21 protein-coding genes are annotated in these 24948 nt (G+C 43.7%); 4 read left to right on the top strand and 17 right to left on the bottom strand.

Going from position 1 to position 24948, the window contains the following annotated elements; all coding sequences use genetic code 11:
• Nucleotides 1–21: 21 nt before the first annotated feature.
• The 4 genes from AC04Q4_RS13295 to AC04Q4_RS13280 form a co-directional block, all read right to left on the bottom strand.
• A complete protein-coding gene (locus AC04Q4_RS13295; protein ID WP_195456373.1) occupies nucleotides 22–1029 on the bottom strand; it encodes a sugar ABC transporter substrate-binding protein in 1008 nt (335 codons plus the stop codon).
• Nucleotides 1026–2834 (bottom strand): cache domain-containing sensor histidine kinase, encoded by a 1809-nt coding sequence (locus tag AC04Q4_RS13290; RefSeq protein WP_015526628.1) that lies wholly within the window; start codon nucleotides 2832–2834, stop codon nucleotides 1026–1028. Before AC04Q4_RS13290 ends, AC04Q4_RS13295 begins: the two co-directional genes overlap by 4 nt.
• Nucleotides 2835–2837: 3 nt before the next feature.
• The gene (locus AC04Q4_RS13285) at nucleotides 2838–4430 is read right to left on the bottom strand and encodes a response regulator (RefSeq protein WP_161206355.1); all 1593 of its coding nucleotides are present in this window, start codon (nucleotides 4428–4430) and stop codon (nucleotides 2838–2840) included.
• A gap of 169 nt (nucleotides 4431–4599) precedes the next feature.
• On the bottom strand, nucleotides 4600–6903 hold the full coding sequence (locus AC04Q4_RS13280; protein ID WP_476389130.1) for an extracellular solute-binding protein: 2304 nt from the start codon (nucleotides 6901–6903) through the stop codon (nucleotides 4600–4602).
• A 219-nt stretch (nucleotides 6904–7122) separates the two neighbouring features.
• Between AC04Q4_RS13280 and AC04Q4_RS13275 the strand changes: the two genes are divergently transcribed.
• A complete protein-coding gene (locus AC04Q4_RS13275; RefSeq protein ID WP_147603680.1) occupies nucleotides 7123–8370 on the top strand; it encodes a uroporphyrinogen decarboxylase family protein in 1248 nt (415 codons plus the stop codon).
• Between the two features lie 188 nt (nucleotides 8371–8558).
• Here the strand turns inward: AC04Q4_RS13275 and AC04Q4_RS13270 are convergent, their stop codons facing one another.
• From AC04Q4_RS13270 to AC04Q4_RS13255, 4 genes are all read right to left on the bottom strand, one after another.
• Entirely contained in the window at nucleotides 8559–9197 is a 639-nt protein-coding gene (locus AC04Q4_RS13270; protein WP_015526633.1) for a corrinoid protein, read from the bottom strand.
• A gap of 146 nt (nucleotides 9198–9343) precedes the next feature.
• Nucleotides 9344–10159 carry a methyltetrahydrofolate cobalamin methyltransferase gene (locus AC04Q4_RS13265; RefSeq protein WP_015526634.1) on the bottom strand — a complete coding sequence of 272 codons (816 nt, stop codon included), beginning with the start codon at nucleotides 10157–10159 and terminating at the stop codon, nucleotides 9344–9346.
• A gap of 14 nt (nucleotides 10160–10173) precedes the next feature.
• On the bottom strand, nucleotides 10174–11223 hold the full coding sequence (locus AC04Q4_RS13260) for a uroporphyrinogen decarboxylase family protein (RefSeq protein ID WP_015526635.1): 1050 nt from the start codon (nucleotides 11221–11223) through the stop codon (nucleotides 10174–10176).
• A gap of 34 nt (nucleotides 11224–11257) precedes the next feature.
• Nucleotides 11258–11584 (bottom strand): L-rhamnose mutarotase, encoded by a 327-nt coding sequence (locus AC04Q4_RS13255; protein ID WP_476389129.1) that lies wholly within the window; start codon nucleotides 11582–11584, stop codon nucleotides 11258–11260.
• Between the two features lie 492 nt (nucleotides 11585–12076).
• Between AC04Q4_RS13255 and AC04Q4_RS13250 the strand changes: the two genes are divergently transcribed.
• The gene (locus AC04Q4_RS13250) at nucleotides 12077–12496 is read left to right on the top strand and encodes a PCC domain-containing protein (protein WP_178809676.1); all 420 of its coding nucleotides are present in this window, start codon (nucleotides 12077–12079) and stop codon (nucleotides 12494–12496) included.
• Nucleotides 12497–12764: 268 nt separating this feature from the next.
• Nucleotides 12765–13844 (top strand): nitronate monooxygenase, encoded by a 1080-nt coding sequence (locus AC04Q4_RS13245; protein WP_178809679.1) that lies wholly within the window; start codon nucleotides 12765–12767, stop codon nucleotides 13842–13844.
• An 86-nt stretch (nucleotides 13845–13930) separates the two neighbouring features.
• On the opposite strand, the gene queF is transcribed toward AC04Q4_RS13245, so the two are convergent.
• The 9 genes from queF to AC04Q4_RS13200 all read right to left on the bottom strand — a co-directional run bounded on the left by queF (nucleotide 13931) and on the right by AC04Q4_RS13200 (nucleotide 23475).
• Nucleotides 13931–14425 (bottom strand): preQ(1) synthase, encoded by a 495-nt coding sequence (queF, locus tag AC04Q4_RS13240; RefSeq protein ID WP_015526640.1) that lies wholly within the window; start codon nucleotides 14423–14425, stop codon nucleotides 13931–13933.
• Nucleotides 14426–14490: 65 nt separating this feature from the next.
• Nucleotides 14491–15216, bottom strand: coding sequence for a 7-cyano-7-deazaguanine synthase QueC (gene queC, locus AC04Q4_RS13235; RefSeq protein ID WP_476389216.1), 726 nt, complete (start codon nucleotides 15214–15216; stop codon nucleotides 14491–14493).
• 9 nt (nucleotides 15217–15225) lie between these two features.
• Nucleotides 15226–15894, bottom strand: coding sequence for a putative 7-carboxy-7-deazaguanine synthase QueE (queE, locus tag AC04Q4_RS13230; protein ID WP_476389128.1), 669 nt, complete (start codon nucleotides 15892–15894; stop codon nucleotides 15226–15228).
• Entirely contained in the window at nucleotides 15891–16340 is a 450-nt protein-coding gene (gene queD / locus AC04Q4_RS13225) for a 6-carboxytetrahydropterin synthase QueD (protein WP_178809685.1), read from the bottom strand. The genes queE and queD overlap by 4 nt, the downstream gene beginning before the upstream one ends.
• Before the next feature lie 232 nt (nucleotides 16341–16572).
• Nucleotides 16573–18228, bottom strand: a complete 1656-nt coding sequence (locus tag AC04Q4_RS13220) for an SEC-C metal-binding domain-containing protein (protein WP_476389127.1) — start codon at nucleotides 18226–18228, stop codon at nucleotides 16573–16575.
• A 122-nt stretch (nucleotides 18229–18350) separates the two neighbouring features.
• Nucleotides 18351–19874 (bottom strand): sucrose-6-phosphate hydrolase, encoded by a 1524-nt coding sequence (locus tag AC04Q4_RS13215; RefSeq protein ID WP_476389126.1) that lies wholly within the window; start codon nucleotides 19872–19874, stop codon nucleotides 18351–18353.
• Nucleotides 19875–19926: 52 nt separating this feature from the next.
• Nucleotides 19927–21558: a type 2 periplasmic-binding domain-containing protein gene (locus AC04Q4_RS13210; RefSeq protein WP_476389215.1), complete on the bottom strand. Its 1632-nt coding sequence runs from the start codon at nucleotides 21556–21558 to the stop codon at nucleotides 19927–19929.
• Nucleotides 21559–21628: 70 nt separating this feature from the next.
• Nucleotides 21629–22525, bottom strand: coding sequence for a carbohydrate ABC transporter permease (locus AC04Q4_RS13205; RefSeq protein WP_119239812.1), 897 nt, complete (start codon nucleotides 22523–22525; stop codon nucleotides 21629–21631).
• 11 nt (nucleotides 22526–22536) lie between these two features.
• On the bottom strand, nucleotides 22537–23475 hold the full coding sequence (locus AC04Q4_RS13200; RefSeq protein WP_178809695.1) for an ABC transporter permease subunit: 939 nt from the start codon (nucleotides 23473–23475) through the stop codon (nucleotides 22537–22539).
• Between the two features lie 296 nt (nucleotides 23476–23771).
• On the opposite strand from AC04Q4_RS13200, the gene AC04Q4_RS13195 reads away from it, so the two are divergent.
• Nucleotides 23772–24800 carry a substrate-binding domain-containing protein gene (locus tag AC04Q4_RS13195; protein WP_178809698.1) on the top strand — a complete coding sequence of 343 codons (1029 nt, stop codon included), beginning with the start codon at nucleotides 23772–23774 and terminating at the stop codon, nucleotides 24798–24800.
• Nucleotides 24801–24948: the final 148 nt, after the last annotated feature.

The raw sequence follows: 24948 nt of genomic DNA, 5'->3' as shown, positions 1-24948 counted from the left end.
ACATCAGTGACAGTCCTTTTTTTAATCCAGTGACGGTCTGAAATAAGTGTCTATATTATCTTTTGTAAGGCTTACTACCAGGTTCTTGTACCACAGTCTCAGGATTTCTCCCGAAGCAGCTCTTTTTGCACAGCTCCATGCATATTCCGCTTCATATTCCGGTGGCTGGGTTACAATACCATAAAGCTTTCCACTCTTTACCGCTTCCATATGCTCTGTTTCATTTCCAATTCCTATCACCTGGATCTTGTCCTGTATTCCTCTTGCCTTCAGCATATCATAAACTCCCAGTGCCATATTGCTGTCATGGCAGTAAAATACATTGATATCCGGATTCTGGGAAAGAAGTCTGGATGCTGCCAGACCTGCTTTTGCCCGGGACCAGTTGGCTTCTTCAATCCCCACAACTTCAACGTCCGGATAACTGGACAGATATTCCAGAAATGTCTGTGTTCTGTAAATCTGGGGATCTGTTCCCTGAGAACCTTCTATGATTCCCACTTTTCCTTTTTTTCCATTAAGACATTCCACCACCAGCTGACCTGCCAGATCAGCCTCTTCCGACATACTTGCCCCTACATAAGTTGTAATATATTCCGTAGATACAGTATCCACTTTCATATTCAGATTGATCACAGGGATTCCGGCGTTCTTTGCCTCGCGAAGTACATTCAGATAGGATTTTGCATTAACCGGACAAAAAATGATGGCATCAACCTTTCTCCGGATAAAATCCCTCATCTGATCTTCCTGTTTTTTTACATTCCATTCTGCATACTGGATTTCCAGCTTATAATCCGGATCTTTCTCTGCTTCTGCAACAAGAAGATTTCCAATAGCATACTGATAACTGGCCTGACTGGATGCAAGGGTGGCACCGATTATTTTTTTCTTTGTTTCCTGCTGCGTTTTTATACCGGCTGCCTCAGATCTGACTTCTGTTTTATAATGAACAGTTACTGTCGTTATTATCATCAAAATTGCCGCCGCAAAAATCAGGAGCCTTTTTTTCATATGCTTCTTATTCATATACTGCCTCCCTCATTATATGGAAGAACATAAGTCACTGTCGTTCCAACGCCTTCTTCTGATGAATAGCTCAGACCGTATTTCTTTCCAAAACGGAGCTGGATGCGTTCATTTACATTTTTGACTCCGATTCCGGAACCGCTGATATTCTCAGATTCGATCTCATCAGAAAGGATTTTCCTGCATATTTCTTCCGGCATTCCGCATCCGTCATCGCTGACTTCTATGATCAGATTCTGTTCCCGCCTGTACGCCCGGATAGTGATCTTTCCTGTTCCTCGTTTCTTTTTGATGCCATGATAAATACAGTTTTCCACTATCGGCTGCAGGATCAGCTTTATCGTCCTGCACCGTTCCACACCAGGCTCTGCTGAAATTTCATATGTAAATTTATCTGCATAACGCATACTCTGAATGATCAGATAATTTTTCACATGCTCCAGCTCCCTTTCCAGAGAGATTTCTTCATTTCCCTTGTTCAGGGATATCCGGAACAGCTTTGCCAGTGCTTCTGTCATTGCCACGATATTTGAGTCATTTGTCTCTGCCATCCATATAATGGAATCCAGCGTATTGTACAGAAAATGCGGATTGATCTGTGCCTGCAGAGCCTGAAGCTCGTACTTTCGCTTATCTTCCTGTTCTTCGATCACCTGCTCTTTCAGATTCCGGATACGGTCCATCATCTGATTAAATTTCATTGACAAATGTCCGATCTCATCGTCTGTAAGAATTTCCATACGCTGATCCATATTATCCGGATTAACCTGAACCATATATTTTTCCAGTTTTTTCAGAGGCTTTACTACTCCTGTAAGAATCCGGTTAAGCAGAAGCAGGGTTACTATAAGAGTAATTGCCACAGCCAGGATCATTACCCCACTGATTGCCATTGTTTCTGCCATCACAGACTTGTACGGAACCATACTTACCAGAGTCCACCCTGTTGTTTTCATATCGGTTCTGGTTACCAGATATTTCTCTCCTCTGTAGTTCAGCCTGAAACAGCTCTCCTTCGTTTTCCCAAGTGCTGTATTCAGCTCCTGACGGTTTTCCTTCTCATCAAAAGCGAAGCGTTCTCTTCCATTTTGCTGCTCATAAACCAGCTCGCCCTTATCATTTATAATACATATAAAATTCTCCTGTTTTTCCTGAAAAGAATTACAGATCTCCGTGATCTTATTCATATTCAGATTGATCAGGATCACACCTCGGAAGGTTCCGTTTTCATAGCTCTGGACTTCCCTGCTCAGTGAGATCACCTCATCATCTGTGTCAAAAAATGAATGTCTGTTAGGTCCTGTGATAATTGCATCCTGTGGCTTTGCCACTGCCTTCGCATACCAGTCCAGCTTGGAATAATCCAATGCGACCTTCTGATAGGTATACATAGATCTGTTCAGGAGCATTTTTTTCTTTCCAAAAATCATAATGGAGGAAATATCTGCCCTGGAAAGTAAGGTGTCACTGAATGCCTGGGAGCTCATCTCATAAGAACGCATATTTTTTCCGATTCCGCTATCCACATAATCATCTTCTTCTTTGATCACAGTTTCCAGATAATCCTGAAGATAATAATTATAATTTACATTTTTTGCAATGGAATCCACTTCCTCCAGATAGCTGTTCAGATAGGCTTCCATATTTACCAGATTTTCTTCTTCGTACTTTCCCCGTTCATTAAATGCCCTTGAATGAAAGACCATATAAAAAACAGTAACCATAATACACATGGTAACAATAATCAGCACCGCTGTCTGACTCAGGGCCCGGTTTTTCAGGCTGCTTTTCTGTTTTTTCTTCATGGCTTACTCCTTTGCCCTGAACTCGGAAGGAGACATTCCTGTATATTTTTTGAAAGAAACACTGAAATAATGAGGATTGGAAAATCCTGTTTCATAAGCAATCTCATAGGTTTTCATATCTGTTGATCGAAGCAGCTGCATGGATTTTTCCATACGGACATCTGTAAGATATTTTACAAAATTCGTTCCCGCTTCTTTCTTGAAGAGTCCGCTTAAATATCCTGTGCTGACAGATGCAAATTCCGCTGCTGATGTAAGGGAAATCTCCGGATTTTTATAATTTCTCATTACATAATCCTTCACCTTGTCAATAACCTGCATTCCACTGTTTGTCTGAGCAGAATTCATTTCGTCACGGATACTGCATGCAAACCGGATCAGCTCATCCTCCATCTCTCTCAGGGAACTGTATGTTTCAAATTTCTGGTATAATACAAATCCTCTGTTCCACATTTCATCCGGGATATCCTTAAGCCCGGCAAGTTCTCTCAAAAGCGCATTCATTGCCTCCATATAAATAACCTTGACATTTTTTCCGGAAAGGGAACCGTCTTTTCCATTGTCACGAAATACAGAACGTACTGCTCGTTCAATTTCTTCCGTATTGCCGATCATGATACTCTTAGTAAGATGGTGAAGTTCCTGCTGCGGATAATAGAAGGAACGCTCCAGATAATTCAGGTCTTCAATATCATAAACATTATTGCTTCCCAGTGAATATTTACACTCCAGTGCTTTCTTTGCATTGCGGTAGGCCTGGTTCAGTTCATCCAGGGTGGCTGCCGTTGTCCCCAGTGCACAGGTGGTTTTCAGCCGGATCGTGTTATAGATAGACTTCTGGATAATACAGAGGACATCATAAATAAGATCATGCGATTCTGCTTCAAGTGTACCGCAGCGAAACAAAATTACCACTCTGTCTTTTCCATCTTCAAAAACATAATGTTCTTTTCCCAGACATTCTTTCACAATATTCCGCGATGCAAAAAGATAAAGATCATAATCTGCCCCTGAAATATTTTCCATATCAAGATCCATGACTCCAATCTCATATGGTGCCTGGCTCATATCCAGCTGAAGGCTTTTTGCCCTCTCCAGATACAGCCTGAGATTACGGTCTGCAGAACAGACAATCTTGTTCAGTGTCTGTTCCTGAAGTACAGGCAGACTCTGGCGAAGCTGGTTCTTCATTGACTGGATATACTGTCTCTGGCTGTTCTCTATATGAAGCTTCTCACAGATCTCCTTCATTTCCTTATAAAGACTTTCGGCACCGATAGGCTTCAGGATATAGTTCTTCACTCCAAGTCCCACAGATTTCTGTGCATACTGAAAATCCTCATGTCCAGTGAGGATCACAACATGGATCTGCGGAAATTCCCTTGAAAGGATCTCCGTCAGCTCCAGACCATCCATAAACGGCATCACAATATCTGTCAGCACAAGATCCACATGATTTTTCCGTATGATATCCAGTGCCTCCTGTCCATCCTCCGCAAGAAAAATCTCCGAAAATCCCAGAGATTCCCAGTCTATGATCTTTTTCACCCCATTGCGGATAAGAGGTTCATCATCAGCAATCAGAAGTGTATACATTTTCTTCCCCTCCCATCTGTACATCGCCCGTGATTATATATAATTTTTGTCTGTTTTTCGTGCACTTTTTCGTTGATTATACTATATTTTCACAAAAGTTACAACTTTTCCCACAATTATTCTTGTGTATATTGCATATTACAAAAAAATTATTAAACGTGGTTTTTCGTCATCTTCTGAATATTTCGTGAATCGTTGGATATCCATACATGCTGAACAGGTGATCCGCCTCTTCCTGTGCTGCTTTCAGCGCCTCCTCAACAGAGATATCTCCCTGATATGTTTTTCGCAGAGCCTGACACATGATCTTCTCAATCTGCTCTACAGGAATAATCAGGCGATTCTTTCGATACGGACTGTTTCGTCTTTTTGCATACTGAAGGCTCTCCTCAGTGCTGACCAGCCAGGGATACAGCTTCAGCAGCTCACTGTTGCGGTACGGTGTCACAACTGTTGACGCACCATTCAGTATAGTCAGATACAGATTCGTATCACTATTGCACAGCCAGGAAAAAAATCGGCAGACAGATTCTCTGTGTGAGGAAAAAGGATTCAGTCCCAGATTCCATCCTACACTGGCAGGTGCTTTTCCCGGAACCATACCGGAAGCGATCCGACCGGATACATTCTCTTTCACCCGCCGGTTTATTCCATGGGCAAACTCTGAATATGTGATCAGCATAGCTGTCCTGCCTGTACAGAAATCATCTACTGTCTGAGTGATAGATCTGTTCATATCTTTCTCCGGTATATAATCCAGCGTATGGAGAATACTCTCAAAAGCCATTCTGTTCTCCTTCGTATGAAAGGTTGGCCTATGATAATTATCCCACAGCTTTCCGCCGCAGGCCCAGAGCCTGATCAGGATCTCCGGTGCCAGTTCTTCATCGATCGCTCCCGCAAAAGAAGCTCCGTATTCTGTAGGTGACGCAGGATTCTCCTTCCTTGTAAAAAAGGCAGCCACATCATTAAATTCCTTCCATGTTCTCGGTGCGCGAAGTGATATCAGACTCCTTTTCTGGTATTCAGTCTGAAGCTCCCTGTTTTCAAACAGGTCTTTTCTGTAGAAAAGAAGCTGTGTTCCTCCGCTCACCGGGATTCCGAAATACCGTCCGTTCAACTGGCAGTTCCGGAAGCCTGACTGAAAAAACTGATCCTTTCTGAAGCTGTCACTTTCAATAAAGGAAGAAATATCTGCAAGACACATATTTTGAACCATATATTCCAGCCACGGAACATCATAGGTATAAAAGTCATAGGTCTGCGTCAGCGTAGCACAGGACTCTGAAATCATGGAAAGCAGCTGGTTCTGAGGTACACAATGAAACTCTACCTGAATCCCGGTTTCCGCTTCAAAATGTCCGGTAAGCAGCTGCAGTGCCTGGATAGTCGGATTGTCCACTGCCAGAAAGCGGATTTTCTCTCTGCAGGATATCCGGAAGCTCTGTTTCTGCTGCTTTTCTTTTTCCGGCAGACTCACAAGCCGGATATCCTTTTCCGAAAAATCAATCTCCTGTATAGTCTGCTCATACAGCCTTGGGTTATGGATATTCTGCAAAAGTATCCTGGCTGCCTGCTCCCCCAGAACAGTACTGTTTCTGGAGATTTTGATCACACCATCATTCTGATTGATGTTGATCCAGGATTCCTCGGAACAGCTGATCAGAACAATATCCTCCGGGGTTCGCAATCCGCAGTATTCCATGGCAGTCTGAATTCCATATGTGATCTCACGACTTGTTGACAGCAAAACCTCCGGCGGCTTCCTGGAAAAAATTTTCATAAAACTGCTGAATGCATCTTCTCTGGTAAAATTCGTCGCACATATCTTCTCCGGTGCCAAATCTTCACCCAGTGTTTCCATGGCATCTCTGCATGCCCGGACATAATTCCGCTCAGAAGAAAACTCAAGAGGACCACAGACAATACTGATATCCCGGTATCCCTGTTCCAGAACCTGTTTTGTTATGCTGTAAAAGGTATCGTAATGACGAAACCCTACATAATTACAGAACACGGAATCCGGTTCACGCTCAACAAAAACCGCCGGAATCTGATAATCCATAATGTGGTTCTGAAAAAAAGCTGTATTACCGGGCTGTGTCGTCACGATAATAAGCCCTGCTGAATTCTGGGTAATAAATTCGTCGATCTTCGTACATTCAACATCTGCGGAATCATTGGAAAACGCAATATTAATGGAATATCCATGGGACTGAAGATAAGAAGATATTCCGTCAAAGAGCCCTGAGTAAAACTGGCTCCTCATTCCCGGAAGCAGCACGCTTACCATATTGCTGGCTTTTTTTTTCAGATTTCTGGCAGAATAATTCGGAATATATTTCAGCTTCTCTACAGCGTCCATTATCTTTGTATAGGTTTCCGGACGGACTGCTTTCTTTCCGCTCAGTGCGCAGGAAACGGTTGCTATGGATACACCCGCTTCCCTTGCAACGTCTTTTAATGTTATCATTTTTATATCCCTTCAAACGCTTCTGTTTCGTCGTTTTTCTCTCTGTTTTTATCTGTTTTTCATTATATGTCCTATGAGATCCGCTTCATTCAACATAGTAAAATTTGTAGTAAAACGTTTAGATTTTTATTCCGGCAATCGTATTGAAACACACACTTTTTTTTCACATAATGTAGTTATAAGTTGAAGCAAATAAAAAACTACAGGAGGTAAATATATATGAAAATGACACCCAGAGAACGTGTAATGGCGTCTGTCAATCATCAGAATCCTGATTCCCTTCCAATGGATCTGGGAAGCAACGTAAGTGCCGGAATCAGTGGTATGGCTTACGGAAAATTAAAAGAATATCTTGGAATCACAACAGGCCACAACCGTATTTACGATGTGGTACAGCAGGTAGCTCAGCCTGAGATCCAGGTTCTTGATATCATCGGAGCTGACGTCCTTGACGTTGGCCGTGTATTTAACACAGAAGACTCCGACTGGTACGATGTAACCTTATCAAACGGCGTTGCCGCACAGTGGCCGGGCTGGTTCAGGCCGAGACATAACAAAGATGGCTCTTATGAATATTTTGACTGCGAGGGCACACTCATTGCCAAGATGCCAAACGGCGGAATGTGTTTTGACCAGCAGTACTTCCCATATAAAGAAGATTACCCGGAAAACTACAATGATCTGGATAAAGAGATGGGAAAGGTTATCTGGAGTGCTATGGTTCACAGTCCATGGGATCATTCCAACGAAAAATATTTCTGGGAAACACTTCGTGAGAGATGTCTTGTACTGAAGAACAGCACAGACCGTGCCCTGATGATCACCTGCGGATGCAACTTCTTCGAATGGGGAACTTTCCTTCGCAGAATGGAAAATTATCTCATGGATATTTATGAGGAACCGGAGCAGGTTCTTGCACTTAATGACCAGCTTCTGGAACGCCACCTGAAAAACCTGGAAAACACATGTAAGTACCTTAACGGAATCGTAGATATCGTCCGTTTCGGTGATGACCTCGGAATGAACAACAACATGTTCATGTCCCTGGAAAAATACCGTACCTTATTCAAACCGTATCATACAAAGATTAATGAGTATGTACATAAACACAGCAGCATGAAGACATTCCTCCACTCCTGCGGTTCCATCTTCCCGGTCATCGGAGATCTGGCAGAAGCAGGCTTCGATATCCTTAATCCGGTTCAGACATCAGCAGCCAATATGGATCCTGCCAGACTGAAACAGGAATACGGCAAAGATATCACCTTCTGGGGCGGCGGATGCAACACCAGAAAAATTCTGAACATGGGAACTGAAAAAGAGGTTTACGACTACTGCAGACGCATGATCGATATCTTCTTCCAGGATGGCGGATTCGTATTCAACCAGGAGCACAACATCCTCGGTGATGTTCCTCCTCAGAATATCATGGCTATGTATAAAGCTGTTGAGGATGCCAGAAGATAATGATATATAAACCGATGCCGGATCAGACAAATATCCTGCATCGGTTTTTTATGCTCTGATCTTCTTATCTAATCCATCCTATGTTTCTAAAACCCCAAAAGGGATGCCGCATGAACAGAATCTCTGAATTCTGTTCCATACGGTATCCCTGATGGCATAGGTTTATCATAAGCGGTTGGATTATTCAGTTATGCTCCGATCAGCTGATTTGCCAGTGTTGCAGCACTTGCAGCATCCTCGGAATATCCGTCTGCACCGATCTCGTCTGCGAATTCCTGGGTAATCGGTGCTCCGCCGACCATAACCTTGATATTGCTTCTGAAATCAGATTTGTTCAGTGCATCTACAGCATCACGAAGTGCAGGCATTGTTGTTGTAAGAAGAGCGGAAAGAGCGATGATCTTTGTATCCGGGTTCTCTCTGTAGCACTCGATGATCTTGTCATTGGAAACGTCAACACCAAGGTCGATAACCTCGAAGCCTGCACTCTCGATCATCATGGCAACAAGGTTTTTACCGATATCATGAAGGTCTCCTGCTACTGTTGCAATGATAAGTTTACCCTTTACGCCTGTAGCTCCGGATGCAAGATGCGGTTTCAGAACCTCAACACCTTTTTTCATGGCTCTTGCTGCTACCAGCATCTCAGGTACAAAGATCTCATTATTTTTGAACTTCTCACCTACAACAGCCATGGCATCGATCATACCTTTATTTAAGATCTCCTGTGGATCGCAGCCTTCATCAAGAGCTTCCTGCACTGCTTTTCCTACCAGTTTCGCTTTACCGATTTCTACTAATTTTGCAACTTCTTCGATTTTTGACATTGTTCTACCTCCAAATATTATGTATATTCATTATTTGCTACGGACAGGCTGATAATTTTTCGCACTCATCTCAGCTTTTATCGTATTTTTTATGGGATTCGTTTGCAGAGTCCTCCGCAGGCTCTGCAAACCTGAAGGGATCCTGATTATTTTTTTACAGGTCCAATAAGACCCTCTCTGTATGCTCCGATGTACTCCATACAGTAGTCATCTTCTCCAAGAAGAGCTTCTGTTGCATAAATAAGGCCAAGCATGTCTCTGTTTGTCGGATCAAGGATTCCACTGTCCAGTCCGGCATTCATAGCCAGTACCATAAATCCAAGGTTGATCAGCTTACGAACCGGCAGGTTGAAAGAAATATTGCTGATCGCTGCTGTAATGTGAATGGACGGATACTGCTCACGAACAGAAGTGATAACTTCGATATTTGTCTCAATTCCGTTCTCAGATGTACAAAGCATCTCTACCAGCGGATCAATGTGGATCCTTGATGGAGCGATTCCGTATTCTTTGGCTTTTGCCATGATCTTATCAAATACGCGAAGTCTGTCTGCTGCATTTTTCGGGATTCCGGTATCATCACTGAGAAGAGCGATAACTTCCCAGCCTTTATTTTCTTCCTGTGCCATAACAGGGAAAATCTTGTCGATCTTGTCGCCCTCGCCGGATACAGAATTGAAAAGTCCCGGACGTTTACAGAATTTATAAGCCTGGATCAGTACATCAGCACTTGGACTGTCCACAGAAATCGGAAGGTCTGTTACTTCCTGAATACAGTCGATCATCCATTTCAGTGTTTCAACTTCCTCTTCCTCCGGAACAGATGCACAGCAGTCGATAAATGTTGCTCCTGCTTCTGCCTGTTTTCTTGCACGGTCCTTGATAAACTCCGCATCTCTTTTTGCAATAGCCTCTGCAACAGAAGGAATGGAACCGTTGATTTTTTCTCCAATAATGATCATATTTTTCTTCCTCCCTATTCGTAGATCTTGGTTGCTTCGTCAAACAGCGCCTTGATATTGCTTGGCGGAACATCCGGCTGTAATCCCTCATGGCTTGGTGATACGATAAGGCCTGTCGGGAAGTAGGTACGAAGCTCTTTAACCTTTGCAGCTACCTGCTCCGGTGTTCCGTTCGGAAGAAGATCCTGTGTATCAACACCGCCGCAGAAAGAAATCTTTCCATCGAATTTATCTTTCAGGTTTGCAGGATCCATACCTGCTGCAAGTGCCTGGATCGGATGGATAACATCAACGCCAGCCTCAATGAGAAGCGGGATAGCTTCAACAATAGATCCGCAGGAATGATATACAACCTTTACGCCATAGCTGTGTGCCAGATCGATAAGTTTCTTTGCTCCGGGAATAACGAACTCGCTGATAAGAGCCGGGCTGATCATCAGGCCTCTCTGACTTCCTACATCATCACCGATGAGGATTGCCTGTACTTTACCTTTTGTTGCCTCAAGGAAAATCTTAAGGGCTTTCAGATAAAAATCTACAATATGATCATCTACATAATGTACCATCTCAGGCTCTGCAACCATGTTCATAAGGCATGTCTGCATTCCGAATGCAGCACAGGTATCCTGGAAGTGGCAGGCCCAGAGCATACCCATAACTACTTTATCATCCGGTGCCTCATCAACAAGACGGCGGCACTCTTCCGGATCGATATAAAGCTCCGGATCCGGCCATGGGAAATTCACTGCCTCCACATCTTCAAGATCCTCACACTGTGCAAAGCATCCGTCTGCTGTCAGTGTTCTGTGCTCTGTATCTACATTGCTTCCGTTCATATACCAGTCAAATGCCGCGAAAATTGCGGAGCATGTCGGGGATTTGTACGGGATCTCTACTGCGTAGAAATCATCTCCGCATACTTTTTTCAGTTCTTTGATATTGTCTACATGGTAGTAATCGCAAAGTGCAGGAACTGCCTCCGGTGTCGGATCACCAAGCCAGCAGGCCGGTCTGTCTACCGGTTTTCTTTCTACAGTTGCGATAAATCTTTCTCTACTGTTCATGTTTCTTTTCCTCCATATCTATTACTTTTGCTTATTAGTCAAGGTGATAAATTTCTTCCATATCTGACCAGAATTCGCCCTCTGCTCTGTCAAGAAGGGGTGACATCAGCGGTTTTACAACATCCCACCATCTTTGTGTTGCCGGATCTGCTGCCATCTTTGCCATATCTGCATCGAAATCTTCGCCTTCGTACTCAAAATATGTAAAAAGATATTCTCCTCTGCTGTAGATAGAATAATTTTTCAGGCCGCATTCTTTGATCATTTCATTTACGCCCGGCATTGGATTTGCATGCCATTTTTTATATTCGGCAAGCTTTTCCGGTTTTACCTTGATCATCTGACCAAATCTTTTTTTCATACTTTCACCCTTTCCCTGCTGCTTCCAGTTTACAGTTCTTACATTCCGTTCTTTATGAAAATCATTATAAAAAAAGCCGGTAAAAATATAAATTCAATATTTTCATCGGTTTAGTCCTTTTTTTCATGTAAAAAATCTGAACATGTAAAAAATACACCTATAGCAATTCCAGAAATTAATAAAGTCAATCGGATATTCGCAATCCGCTTTCGCTACTTGCTCATAACCGAATAACTGCTCCGCAGTTTATCAGGAGGGGCTTGTACCCCTCCTGATACAAGTAAGTCCCACCCACTGCTTATTGCTCCTCGCAACCCCGCAGGGGACTTACTTGATTCGGTTAAAAAGAAGTTGGACAGAGCATGATGCAGTGATTTCCGGAAGTGCTGTAATCTGATTAATGTAACTATTGAATAAAAACATGAATGTATTATACTGGAATCATACTCAGACAATGGGAAAATCAAAAAATTTACAGGGAGGTTTTTTATCATGGAATACAGACGTTTTGGAAACACGATCTATCTTCGACTTGATCCGAAGGAAGAGATCCTGGAGGAGATCGGCAAGGTTGCAGAGAAAGAGAACATCCGCCTTGCACAGGTCACAGGCCTTGGTGCCATCAATGATTTCACTGCAGGTGTATACAACACCGTAACAAAGGAATACCACTCTATCCAGTTTCAGGGAGCTTATGAGATTGTTTCTCTTACCGGTACCGTTACCCGTAAAGACGGTGACGTTTATCTTCATCTCCATATCGCGGCCGGTGACGAAAAAGGCCTTGTACACGGCGGCCATCTGAACCGTGCCATCATCAGTGCTACCGCCGAAATCCAGATCCAGGTGATCGATGGAGAAATCGGTCGTGAGTTCAGCGAAGAGATCGGTCTGAATCTATTTAAATTCTGATTTTGCCAGATGGAGTTCAGCTACAGTCTACTGCTTTACAGTTTTAGATTTCATCACACATAAAAAGGGTGAGACTACACAGCGTAATGCTGTCAGCTCACCCTTTTCTTATTCCGAAAAGCTATACCGACAAATCACCACATCTCCCTGATCCAACCTTCCTACATATACATTGACAAATTTCCCTGTTATGATATACTTTGATGATAAAACTATTTTATATTAAAATTATTTAAAGAACGCAAATGAATGTGAGGATCTGATCATTATGAAGAATTTTAAAATCGGTGATAAACTTACGAGATTTCCCCTGATCCAGGGTGGAATGGGTGTCGGCATCAGCCTTGGCCGGCTGGCAGGCACCGTTGCAAAAGAAGGCGGAATCGGAATCATTTCCACCGCTCAGATCGGCTACAAGGAAAAGGATTTCGACCAGAATACAGCGGAAGCCAACCAGCGGGCTATCCTGTCCGAGATGAAAAAAGCACGCAGGATTTCTCCTGACGGTATCATTGGCTACAACATCATGGTTGCACTGAAGGAGTATGCATCTCATGTAAAGGCAGCTGTCCAGGCCGGTGCTGACCTGATCATCTCCGGTGCAGGACTTCCTACAGAGCTCCCTGCTCTTGTCAGCGGAAGCAAAACAAAGATCGCCCCCATTGTCTCAACGGACAAATCTGCAAAGGTTATTCTGAAATACTGGGAAAGAAAGTACAAGCGCACTGCAGATCTTGTGGTGATCGAAGGTCCCCAGGCAGGCGGTCATCTGGGCTTCCACAAGGAAGAGCTGGATTCCTATACCCCGGAAACCTACGACAATGAGATCCGAAAGATCGTCCAGACTGTAAAAAGCTATGCAGCAAAATTCGGCACGGAAATCCCTGTAGTAGCTGCCGGCGGCATCGCCACGCACGAGGATGTAAAGCATGTCCTTGATCTTGGTGTGGACGGCGTTCAGGTCGCCACCCGCTTTATCCCAACGGAAGAATGTGACGCAGACATCCGGCTGAAAGAATCCCTGATCCACGCCGCAAAGGACGACATTGCCATTGTAAAAAGCCCGGTAGGTATGCCGGGACGTGCCATTATGAATCCCTTCATGCAGCACGTCATGGCCGGTGAAAAAATCCCGCACAGCCCATGCCACCGCTGCCTTGCCAAATGTTCCCCCGGCGAGATCCCTTACTGCATTACAGACAAGCTGATCGCCGCCGTAAAGGGCGACGTGGAAAACGGCCTGCTGTTCTGCGGAGCAAAGGCTTATATGGCAGATAAGATCGAAACCGTGCACGACGTGATCGCTGATCTGTTTGGCACAGAATCAGAATGCATCCGGCTGTCATAAAGATAAACCTACGCTGTCAGGCACACTAAACCAAAAGCCCCTGCTTTCATTGCTTTTCGCAGTGAAAACAGGGACTTTTTGTTTTTCTACCGGTTATCGATCTTCTCCGGGTACATGTCATGCTCTGTCAGGCGTTTCCAGGCAATCTCCTCCCATCTGGTTCCGGCTTTTCCGTAATTGCAGTAGGGATCAATGGAAATGCCGCCTCTCGGAGTAAATTTTCCCCAGACCTCAATGTATTTCGGGTCCATAAGACGGATCAGATCCTTCATAATGATATTCACGCAATCCTCATGAAAATCTCCGTGATTGCGGAAGCTGAAAAGATACAGCTTCAGAGATTTGCTCTCCACCATTTTTTCACCGGGTACGTAGGATATTGTGATCGTCGCGAAATCCGGCTGTCCGGTAATGGGACAAAGGCTTGTAAATTCCGGACAGTTAAATTTTACAAAGTAATCGTTGTCTGGGTGCTTGTTCAAAAATGTTTCCAGTACCTCCGGAGCATAATTGTCCGGATATTTTACCTTCTGATTTCCGAGAAGGGTGATTCCTTCTTTTTCCAGGTTTTCTCTGCTCATATTTTTTTCCTTTCTATGGTCAGGCGGATATTTGCGATCCACTTCGTTACTTACTCATGACCGATCTATCTGTCAAGTGCCGGGTCCTTCACTCCATTGAGACGGAATGCCTCTGCTCTGTCAATACAGGTTCCGCACACACCGCAGGGCTTTTCGCCGCCTTCGTAACAGCTCCATGTCAGTTCATAAGGAACATTAAGCTCCAGGCCGGTTTTTACGACCTCTGCCTTTGTGCAGCTGACAAAAGGTGCCTCAACCTTCAGCTGACCGCCGCTTCCCTGATAAATTGCCTCATTGATCGCATTGTGAAATGCACTGCTACAGTCCGGATACGCATTTCCGGCAGCATCATCCGCATGCGCTCCGTAATAGATCACACTGCAGTTTTTTGACAGCGCAATGCTTGCTGCTGAGGAAAGAAATAATCCGTTCCGAAACGGCACATAGGTTGACACCGGTGATCCATCGGTTTCCTTCAGCTGCTCTGCATAGCTTTCGTGAGGGATTTCTCTGTCTGAATGCTTCAGCAGTGAGCAGTCACTGTACCGGAAGATCGGCTCCAGATCCAGATAAAGATGTTCCACTTCATAATATTCTGCTGTTTTTCTGGCAGCCTCGATTTCTTTTGTGTGCTTCTGTCCGTAAGCTACTGTTAATGCAATTACATTCTCTTTTCCATATTTGTTCACGGCAAGCCCCAGGCAGGTGGTGGAATCCACACCGCCGCTTGCAAGTACAAGTGCTTTCATGTCGTTCTCCTTTTCTGCGGTATTTCTGTTATATTGTGATATGTTTTTCTGTCATACTCCCCGTTTCTGCGGGTCCCAGATTACCTTATGAAGCTGGATCTGAAGCTTTACATCGTTGAGCTTTTTTTCCATAAGGAAATCCACGATCTCCACCGGCTGGATCCTGCCGAAAACAGGGCTGAAATAAACTGCTGTTTTTCCGATCAGCCTGTACTTTTTCAGGATTTCCAGAGCTTTTTCCATATCTCTGCGGCTGCTGACCACGAATTTCAGCGTATCCTCACTGCCCAGAAGCTCCAGATTGGAAAGAAGCATCTCTTTTTCCATGCCGCTGTCCGGTGTTTTATAATCCATGGTAAAGGACGGACGGTTTTTTAATATATGATAAGGCTTCAGATCCACGCTTCCATTGGTCTCAATCTCTACCCGCTGGGATGGATCCTCCAGGATTGCCTCGATCAGCTCATCCATCCCTTCCCGCAAAAGTGGTTCCCCGCCTGTAAGTGTCACATTTTTTACGCCTGTTTCACGGATCCAGGAAAGAATCTCTTCTTTTGTCAGCCTTTCACTCTCACATCCCGGCTCATTTGCCCAGCTGGTATCACAATAGCTGCACTGAAGATTGCAGCCTTTAAATCGGATAAAAGCGGCAAGCTCTCCTGCCCGTCTGCCCTCTCCGTTGATGCTGACAAATTTCTCTACAACCTGATATGTACTCATAGCCATACCGCCTCCGTTTCTTCTTCCGTTTCCCGGTAAGCTGCACAATTATTAGGAGTTTCGTAAACAACAGCTCTTTTTACAGGATAGCCCTTTTCTTTCATTTTTCTGAAAAAATACTCTGAAAAATTCTCTGCTGTAGGGCGAAAGGGAACCTTCACCAGATGGAATCCTTCTTCATCCAGTGCTTCCAGAGTTTTCGGACGTAATGTATTTTCTTCATAGATCAGTGTGTGATCCATGGAATCTGCCAGCTCCTTCAGATCCTTTTTCAGATCTCCGAAGTCTACCAGCATCCCTCGCTCCTGGCCGTTTTTCTCCAGCTTTCGGCTTTCGATCTCAATCTCCACATGCCAGCGATGGCCATGGATATTGGAACATTTGCCGGTGTAACCGGACAGAAAATGTGCAGAATCAAAATCTGCTTCTGTTTTTAACTGATACATAATTTCTTCCTCCTTCTGAATCTGTCACACCACCCCGATATTCCATAAATAAAAAAAGGCAGACCCGCCACGAGTCTGCCCTGATTCTCACATCTTCTTCAGCCCTGGTTTTATTTATAGACAGGATGGTACAAACGAACTGTCTTATATTTAATTTGTATGATATCCCGGCGATACTATCTCAAAAGCTCAGCTGTATCAGCTCCGGAACCTCTGTGAATTTCCTGCGGAACTATCTTCTTCCGCAGCACTTCTTATATTTCTTACCGCTTCCGCACGGACACGGATCGTTCGGATAGATTTTTCTTGCAGATGCCGGATGCATCGGCATTGCTGTCGGCACAAAGCTGTTCGGCATTGCAGTGTGCGGCCTGCCTGTGGCAAACGGCCATACTGCTCCTGAGATCTCATTCGGTGTGTAACCGCGGAATTCCAGCATTCTTGTGTTATTGTTTGCCTCCATGATCAGCTTTGTAAATTTCTCAAGCTGCTCATCGTTAAACTGGATCCCTTTCTGGTTCAGGTTTTCCATGATCGCTGACATTCTGCCATCCATGGAGCATTCTTTGTAAATAAAGAACAGTACCTGATCCTTCACCGCCTCGGAAACCTTCATCTCATCCATCAGGAATCTGCCCAGTTTCTGATAAGAAGCAGATTTTGTCGGATAACCGTTTTCGGAATAATCCAGGATCTCATCTACTGACGGAATATAGAATTTCCGTCCACCCTGACGTCTCTCGATATCCTTGTAGATGTTATTGACCAGTGCGGATTTCAGGATCATCTGATCCTCCGCAAGCTCACAGATGCAGGCCTTTTCCGGAACGGTATGATACAGCTCGATGAACCTGTCATATCCGATGTCAAAGCCTTTTCTCTGCTTAAACATCTCATATACTGTCTTCGCCGGTGCAGATACATACAGATAGCTTACCATAACAAGACAATCCTTCAGCCAGTTTACCTGACTGCGAAGTGTCCGGAATTCAGGTGTGTTGATCTGGTCGTAAACAGCTGCAACCTCTGCCGGAACTTCTGCGTAATCATCACTGTAGGAAACAAGGTAGCCCATATCGTTCAGCCACTCTAACGTATTCCACTCATCCTCTGCAACATGGAAGCATTTTCTCTGAATAGCTGCCTCAAAAGCCAGTACCTCCTGATCGTCTGCTACGAGGAAGCTTGCTTTCATAACCTCCGGTTTAAGAACCTCTGCGGCAACCTTTGCGGCGATCTCTTCCTGATCCATTCCCTTGCAGTGAAGTCCAAGCTCACCTGCAATGCTGAGAAGGTCTTCTTTACGATAGGACATAAGGAAATCTTTTACTGTAGGATTTCTTCTGCTGCCTGTGGCTGCCTCATCTGCTTTTGCAGCTCTGGCTGCTGCCTCTACTGCCGCTACTGTTGCAGCAATGTCTTCAGATGCTTTGGCTGTTTCCACCTCAGTTTCAACTGCTGCAGTGCATCCCAGCTCCGGTGCCTCTGTCCAGTACGGATCATCCTCACCCTTTACTTCTTTTACAATAGAAGGAGCTTCTGCTGTTCCCTTGTCTTTCTTCTCAATATCAACTCTGTATTCCGGAACTTCCTTATCCGCACCATACTGACGGAAAGTAAACCATTTCTCGGAATCCATAAGCTCTGCAGTCTCTGTCTCGCCTGCATTTAATAATGTGAAATTATTCTTCGCTTCTCCGTCACCGTTCTCACGGATCTGTACTTTTTTCTGAAAAAATTCAATCTCATATAGGCTGCCTGCCGGATACTGAACCAGTTTCTCAAGCATGGCTGCCATTCTTGCAAATGTAACGTCAGCCGCAACAGTACAGCGTCTCCATACCGGCGGTTTCGTTCCTTTTCTTGTGATTTTTAACTGATAAAACATTCCTGTGTTCCTCTCCTGTAAATATATGCCGGATCAGGAGCTACGAATAACTCCTGATCCGGCGTAAGCAACTTCCCCTATGTTATACAAAAACGGAGAAATTGTCAATATTTGAGAGGCTTCTACAACACAATATCATATTTTTCAACCCGGATCACAGCATTTCCGTCACTGTGAAACAGGATTTCATCTGCTTCCACTGGTGTTGGGATCACGGTAGTCGCAGTTTTGCTTCCATCATTGATAAAAAGCTCTATGGAGCTTCGATCCAGGATAAAACGCAGCTTCAGATTCTGTCTGTCATCTGTGATCCGGAGCTTTCTTGTACACACAACATCACGCTGTACCCCACTCCAGGTTCTGTCGATCTCCAGTATCTGTCTTTTTCGATCATAGGTAAAGACCGTTGTATATTCTTCATTGCGTGCAAGTTCGATCTGGAACTCATTGTACACATCCGCTGCTTCCTGATTTGGATTTCCGGAGTTCCTGCCTCCATCCATGATGCTATCTGTGTTCTGCAATTCCACGGTCAGATCGATCATTCGGCCACAGACGCCTTCAAGGCTTAAGCTCTCACCGACTTTTACATTCTCGTAACAGCAACGGTTTTTCCGATAATTCTCAATTTCTCGGACCGGATTCTGCCAGATTTTTCCGTCACGATATTCCAGCTCTCTCGGAAGAGTCATCATTCCCTGCCATCTCTGCTTTTCCTTGATCACACAGCTATCCCAGGATTTCATCCAGGCGATCATCACTCTTCTTCCATCTGGAAGAAGGGTTGTCTGCGGCGCATAAAAATCAAGTCCGTAGTCCAGACTTACCGGTGCGTCTTTTTCAAATGTATGTTTTTCGCTGTCATAATCTCCCGTAAAATATAGGGAATTATGTCCATTATGAAACTCATACCCTTTTGCACGCATATGCTGCGGAGAACAGATCAGCACATGTTTATCCCCGAGCGGAAAGAAATCGGGGCATTCCCACATAACACCGATTTCTCCTGTGGAGTTCTCCGCAAGAGTTGTTTCAAATTTCCATTCTTTCAGATCTTTACTGGAAAACAGAACTACCTGTCCAGGAATTTCTTCGCTGCGGCATCCTACGAGCATATGGTATGTTCCGTTATCTTCCCATATCTTCGGATCACGGAAATCAATTCTGCTGCATTTCTCCGGAAGCATATCCCCGGTGACTACCGGATTTTTCTCTGCCTTTACATAATCTTTTCCGTCACCCCAGGCAAGGCACTGATTCTGCCGAACTTCTTCTTTTCCATCAGGCAGCTTTACTGTTGTAACTCCTGTGTAGATCAAAGCCTGTTTTCCATCCACTTCAATAGCACTTCCGGAAAAGCATCCCTCTCGATCATATTCCTGATCCGGTGCAAGTGCTGCAGGAAGCTGCTCCCATCTGATCATATCCTCTGTCACACTGTGGCCCCAGTGCATAGGGCCCCAGTCACGGCTGTAAGGATGATACTGGTAAAAAAGATGTACCTTTCCTTTAAAAACAGAAAATCCATTGGGATCATTGATCCAGCCAACCGGTGCAGATACATGAAAGGCCGGTTTCTCTTCCTGCGGGATATTTTTTGCTTCCTCTATTTCATAAAGACGTGCTTTTTCAAGTTTTTCACTCATACTCTGCTCTCTCTTTCTTTTTTATGTTTCTGACCGGTATCTTTTTCTGTTTTTATTTCTCTGTCTCACTAAGAGACTTCTGATACTGGTCAAAATATTTCTGTTTGATCGCCAGATAATCAGACAGTCCATACTGCTCCATCTTTTTCAGATAGGAATCCCATTCTTTATCGATGCCGCCATTCAGGATCCAGTCTGCTTTTTTCTGTTCCGCATACTTCTTGATATCCGTGTCGTACTGAGATACCTTATTGGTATCATCAATACTCATAAATACATTCGGATACACATATTTACTGTTCATATCCTTAAGATATGTTTCGTGCATATTGTCGAGACGCCATTTTGCATCTGCCGGCTCTGTTACATATACATCGTAATACTCGTTAAGTATTGCCAACGGTCCATTTACAGACTGTGCTTCACGAACCTCTACCGGAGATGCATCTCCCAGATCCATATGTTTCAGCATCTGACCACCTTCTGCATTCTCGGACATCTCAAAGATATTAAATGAATCTTTTTCCCCGTAAGTACCCCAGTTATTCTGCGGAGACTGGATCGGTGCATACATCTGATCGATCCATGCTGCTGCCAGTGCCGTATTCCGACAGCTTGTAGTCAGAACGCAGCGTCCTCTGTCAAAGCCACTGGTTTCACTGTTATTCTGTCTTGTGATATTTACAAGACCATCCGGACCGGCCAGCGCCGGGAGCATTACATAATCTTCATTGTTATCAATATTTGCAATATCCCAGGTGAAACACAGACCATATCTGTGGTTCTTACCTTTTGCAACATAAGTTGACCATTCCTGGGTAAAAGCCTCCGGATCCACCAGCTTTTCTTCTACCAGCCGATGGAGCCACTGAATACCTTCTTTATAGCCTTCCTGTACAGTTGTATAAATAACGGTTCCATCATCTTTCACTGCAAAATGATCACCGGTGTCACCATATCCTTCTCCGAATCCGTTGATGAGAATTGCAGGATCCTGATCACCATTATTGATGATAAAGGACATCGGGATCACACCACCCTCAATATCAAATTCTTGTTCCAGTTTATCTGCATTGTCTCGGAAAGCGATCAGAACCTGTTCCAGTTCCTCAGTTGTGGTCGGAACGTCCAGCTTCAGATAATCCAGCCATTTTTTATTAATGTAGGGAATATCTCCAATTGCCTGAATGGCTTCTTTCCCCGCACCAAGCTGCTCTATCCATGGGAAAGAATAAATATGTCCGTCCGGTGCTGTACACATTGTTCTGTATTCCGGGTATTTTTCCAATACAGCCTTAAGATTCGGCATGTATTTATCAATAAGATTTTCTACCGGAATAATGATTCCCTGTTTGGCATAGCGAAGAAGATCATAATCACTCATACCTGCGTTAAAAAGTCCATCCGGAAGATTTCCGAACTGTGCCAGTGCCAGATTTTTTTTGTCATTAAACTGATCCGATACAAAACAGGTCCAGTTAATGTGGACATTGGTCTGCTTTTCCAGTCTTTCAAAAATCGTTCTTTCATTAGGTTCCTGTGTAGATGTTGCAGGTGCACTGGTAATAAAAGACAGCTCTGCTTTTTCTTTCAGAGGAAATGACACATCTTCCACCGGGATATCCGGATCTATTTCTGCTTTCATGTGTTCTTTTCCATTTCCACATCCGGCACTGCATACCATTATAATTGCAGAAAGCCCGATTGCCAATAATGCCTTCATTCTTTTTTTCATCATTATCAACCTCCTGTCATCAGCCTTTTACAGAACCAACCATAATGCCCTGGTCAAAATATTTCTGGAAGAATGGATACATGATCAGAAGCGGTAAACTTGATACAATGATCGTAGCATATTTCAGAAGTTCCGCTACCTTTGCCATCTGTGCAGTACTCTGGATATCTGCGATCATTCCGGGCTGCGGTGTATTCTGTACAAGGATGGAACGAAGTACCAGCTGCAATGGCTGCAGTTTCGCATCATTCAAATAAATCATAGCGTCAAAATAACTGTTCCACATTCCTACAAAGGACCACAGTGCAAGCACTGCAATGATCGGTTTGCATACCGGCATCATAATCTTGAAAAAATGCTCGATTTCCGTGGCACCGTCAATGGCAGATGCCTCTCTGAGTTCCTTGGGGATAGACTGATAATAGGTTCTGGCAAGGATCATGTTCCAGACATTAAACGCACCCGGAAGCAGAATTGCCCAGATTGTATTTACCAGATGCAGCTGATTGATCAGGATAAAAGTCGGGATCATTCCTCCACCGAAGAACATGGTAATGAGAAAAATAACATTGAAGAAATTTCTTCCCACAAATTCTTTCTTGGACATTGGATATGCTGCCAGCAAAGTTACCAGAACTGAAATAATGGTAAACACCAGGGAATAAAAAAATGAGTTTGCAAAGCCTCTCCAGATCATATTATTTTCAAGAACTCTTCGGTACGCATCGATCGTCCACTTCCGCACATCAAAGCTGATTCCCTGGCTGTTCAGCACATTCGGATCCATAAAAGATGCGATCACAACATATAAAAGCGGAACCAGAATGGAGATTACAAATGCACCCAGAAGCACGTATCCGATTCCTAAAATAGCCTTGTCAGATGCCGAATATTTCTTTTTCTTTACTTTTGCCATAACAGCACCTCCTATAATCCTTCTCCGTCATTCAGTTTCTTGACTACCCAGTTTACAAAGATCAAAAGAATTACATTGATCACTGAATTAAACAGCCCCACTGCTGTAGAATATCCATAGTCGCCATTCAGAAGACCGATTCTGTATACATAAGTAGAAAGAATCTCAGATGCAGGGAGGTTCATATCTGTCTGCAGTGCATATGCTTTTTCAAAGCCAATGCTCATAATATTTCCGGCCTGAAGAATAAACTGGATCACAATGATATTTTTAATAGCCGGAAGCTGTACATACCAGATCTGCTGCAGGATATTCGCCCCATCCACCACTGCTGCCTCTTCCAGATCCTTACTTGCATTGGCAAGTGCTGCTGTATACATAATGGACGCCCATCCGGCTGTCTGCCAGATTCCGCTGGCTATGTAAATCGTACGGAACGCCGCCGGCATAGTCATCCAGTTGGCATCAGAACCGATCAGTTTATTCAACGGACCTACTGGTGAAAGAAACATACGAACCATACCGCAAAGTACGATAACTGAAATAAAATTCGGTGCATAGATCAGAAGCTGGATCTTTTTCTTGATCCCGGCTCTCCGGATCTGATTCAGAAGAAGTGCCAGGATGATCGGAATCGGAAATCCCCACAGCAGTCCGTAAATACTCAGTTTCAGAGTATTCACAAGATAATTCATAAAGTCCGGTGATGCCAGAAATCTCCGGAAGTATTCCAGTCCTACCCATTTGCTTCCAAATACACCATCAATAACATTGTAGTCCTCAAAAGCGATCAGTACACCACCCATGGGCACGTATTTGAAGATGATCGTCAGAAGAAGTGCTGGCAACAGAAAAAACACATACAGCTGCCAGTTCTTTTTCACATATTGAAGCTTTTCTGCAGCAGTTCTTTTTCCTGCCGGGACAGCTTTCGCAGAACCTTTTTTCATTCTCTTTTCCTCCCTTTTTGTTCTTTCGTTCTTATTTAGTAACCGGTAAAGTAACCGGTTACTTTATAATTTGATACTACTATATGCCATAGCTTCTGTCAACCTTTTTTGTTAATTTATTTAAGAAAAGTTACCGGTAACTTAACTGGTTATTTTTTTATTGCTATTTAACGTCTGTATTGTTATACTTAATTATATCAATCCAATCATCCTGTACGGTCTGCAGCTTTCTCTTATATGATCACATCTGCATTCCGTATCATAACTTTCTGCTGTTAAAAGGAGACTATTTTTTTATGGCTAAAAAACAGGTAACATTTGCCGATATTGCAGAATACACTGGTTTTTCCAAGACTACGATCTCCAGATATTTCAATCATCCGGATTCTCTGACCCTGGAAAATCAGGAAAAGATTGCAAAAGCCCTTGATGAGCTCGGCTACAGAAAAAACAAGCTTGCCAGGGTTCTTGCCAATGGAAAAAGCGAATTTGTAGGGATCATTATCCCGAACCTTTATCTTCATTATTATTCTGAAATGCTGACACAGCTTCTTCGAAGTTACTCCGATTATCATTACAAATTTCTGGTTTTTGTCAGTGATGGCGGCCCGGAGAAAGAAATGCAGTATCTGGACGAGCTGATGGCTTATAAGATTGAAGGACTTATTGTTCTCAGCCATACTCTTTCCTCCGAAAAACTGGCTTCCTATAATATTCCTGTGATCGCCATTGAACGTGAAGCGGAACATATATGCAGCGTTACAACAGACAATTACATGGGCGGCATGCAGGCTACTTCTCTGCTGATACGTAATCAGTGTGATGTACTGATTCACATCAATGTCCATGTACCTGAGAATGTTCCGGCTTATGACCGTATCCGTGCCTTTGAAGAAACATGCCGGGAATATCATGTTCCTTATGAACTGAACCTTAATGTTTCCGGTGATTCCTATCAGGAGCTTTTTGAACAGATGCGTGTGATCTTTCAGGATATTGACAGTAAATATTCCGGTCAGAAAAAAGGCATATTTTTATCCAATGATACTTACGCGAATATGTTTCTCAATCTGATCTTCCAGAAATATAACTGTCTGCCGGATGAATATCAGATCATCGGATTCGATAATTCACCCATTGCTGAGGAGTCCATCATTCCGATCACTACTGTTGGACAGCAGATTGATGTGATCGCACAGACTACCATGGAACTGCTTGTGGAACAGATGAACGAAATGAAGAAAAGAAAACCGGCACTGCTTCAAAAACCGATCCACAAAAAGATCACTCCTGTTCTGATACGACGACAGACAACAGGAGACTGAAAATACTTACAACATTTTTCCATATTCCATAACAACCCGTATATTCATGTACCGCAAACTTCATGCTATAATTCTGTGGAAAAATGTCAGATAACCATTACCGCCGGGAAATATTTGACAGGTTTCCCGACATCTATAAATATCTATT

The sequence above is a fragment of the Blautia sp. HA8986 genome (genome assembly GCF_056504635.1).
Note: the sequence above shows the minus strand (reverse complement) of the source record. Positions and strands in the feature narration are given on the sequence as shown.

What these genes read in the sequence shown, in the direction of transcription:
- AC04Q4_RS13295 (WP_195456373.1), bottom strand. Translation starts at nt 1,029, where the DNA reads ATGAATAAGAAGCATATGAAAAAAAGGCTCCTGATTTTTGCGGCGGCA.
- AC04Q4_RS13290 (WP_015526628.1), bottom strand. Translation starts at nt 2,834, where the DNA reads ATGAAGAAAAAACAGAAAAGCAGCCTGAAAAACCGGGCCCTGAGTCAG.
- AC04Q4_RS13285 (WP_161206355.1), bottom strand. Translation starts at nt 4,430, where the DNA reads ATGTATACACTTCTGATTGCTGATGATGAACCTCTTATCCGCAATGGG.
- AC04Q4_RS13280 (WP_476389130.1), bottom strand. Translation starts at nt 6,903, where the DNA reads ATGATAACATTAAAAGACGTTGCAAGGGAAGCGGGTGTATCCATAGCA.
- AC04Q4_RS13275 (WP_147603680.1), top strand. Translation starts at nt 7,123, where the DNA reads ATGAAAATGACACCCAGAGAACGTGTAATGGCGTCTGTCAATCATCAG.
- AC04Q4_RS13270 (WP_015526633.1), bottom strand. Translation starts at nt 9,197, where the DNA reads ATGTCAAAAATCGAAGAAGTTGCAAAATTAGTAGAAATCGGTAAAGCG.
- AC04Q4_RS13265 (WP_015526634.1), bottom strand. Translation starts at nt 10,159, where the DNA reads ATGATCATTATTGGAGAAAAAATCAACGGTTCCATTCCTTCTGTTGCA.
- AC04Q4_RS13260 (WP_015526635.1), bottom strand. Translation starts at nt 11,223, where the DNA reads ATGAACAGTAGAGAAAGATTTATCGCAACTGTAGAAAGAAAACCGGTA.
- AC04Q4_RS13255 (WP_476389129.1), bottom strand. Translation starts at nt 11,584, where the DNA reads ATGAAAAAAAGATTTGGTCAGATGATCAAGGTAAAACCGGAAAAGCTT.
- AC04Q4_RS13250 (WP_178809676.1), top strand. Translation starts at nt 12,077, where the DNA reads ATGGAATACAGACGTTTTGGAAACACGATCTATCTTCGACTTGATCCG.
- AC04Q4_RS13245 (WP_178809679.1), top strand. Translation starts at nt 12,765, where the DNA reads ATGAAGAATTTTAAAATCGGTGATAAACTTACGAGATTTCCCCTGATC.
- queF (WP_015526640.1), bottom strand. Translation starts at nt 14,425, where the DNA reads ATGAGCAGAGAAAACCTGGAAAAAGAAGGAATCACCCTTCTCGGAAAT.
- queE (WP_476389128.1), bottom strand. Translation starts at nt 15,894, where the DNA reads ATGAGTACATATCAGGTTGTAGAGAAATTTGTCAGCATCAACGGAGAG.
- queD (WP_178809685.1), bottom strand. Translation starts at nt 16,340, where the DNA reads ATGTATCAGTTAAAAACAGAAGCAGATTTTGATTCTGCACATTTTCTG.
- AC04Q4_RS13220 (WP_476389127.1), bottom strand. Translation starts at nt 18,228, where the DNA reads ATGTTTTATCAGTTAAAAATCACAAGAAAAGGAACGAAACCGCCGGTA.
- AC04Q4_RS13215 (WP_476389126.1), bottom strand. Translation starts at nt 19,874, where the DNA reads ATGAGTGAAAAACTTGAAAAAGCACGTCTTTATGAAATAGAGGAAGCA.
- AC04Q4_RS13210 (WP_476389215.1), bottom strand. Translation starts at nt 21,558, where the DNA reads ATGGTATGCAGTGCCGGATGTGGAAATGGAAAAGAACACATGAAAGCA.
- AC04Q4_RS13205 (WP_119239812.1), bottom strand. Translation starts at nt 22,525, where the DNA reads ATGGCAAAAGTAAAGAAAAAGAAATATTCGGCATCTGACAAGGCTATT.
- AC04Q4_RS13200 (WP_178809695.1), bottom strand. Translation starts at nt 23,475, where the DNA reads ATGAAAAAAGGTTCTGCGAAAGCTGTCCCGGCAGGAAAAAGAACTGCT.
- AC04Q4_RS13195 (WP_178809698.1), top strand. Translation starts at nt 23,772, where the DNA reads ATGGCTAAAAAACAGGTAACATTTGCCGATATTGCAGAATACACTGGT.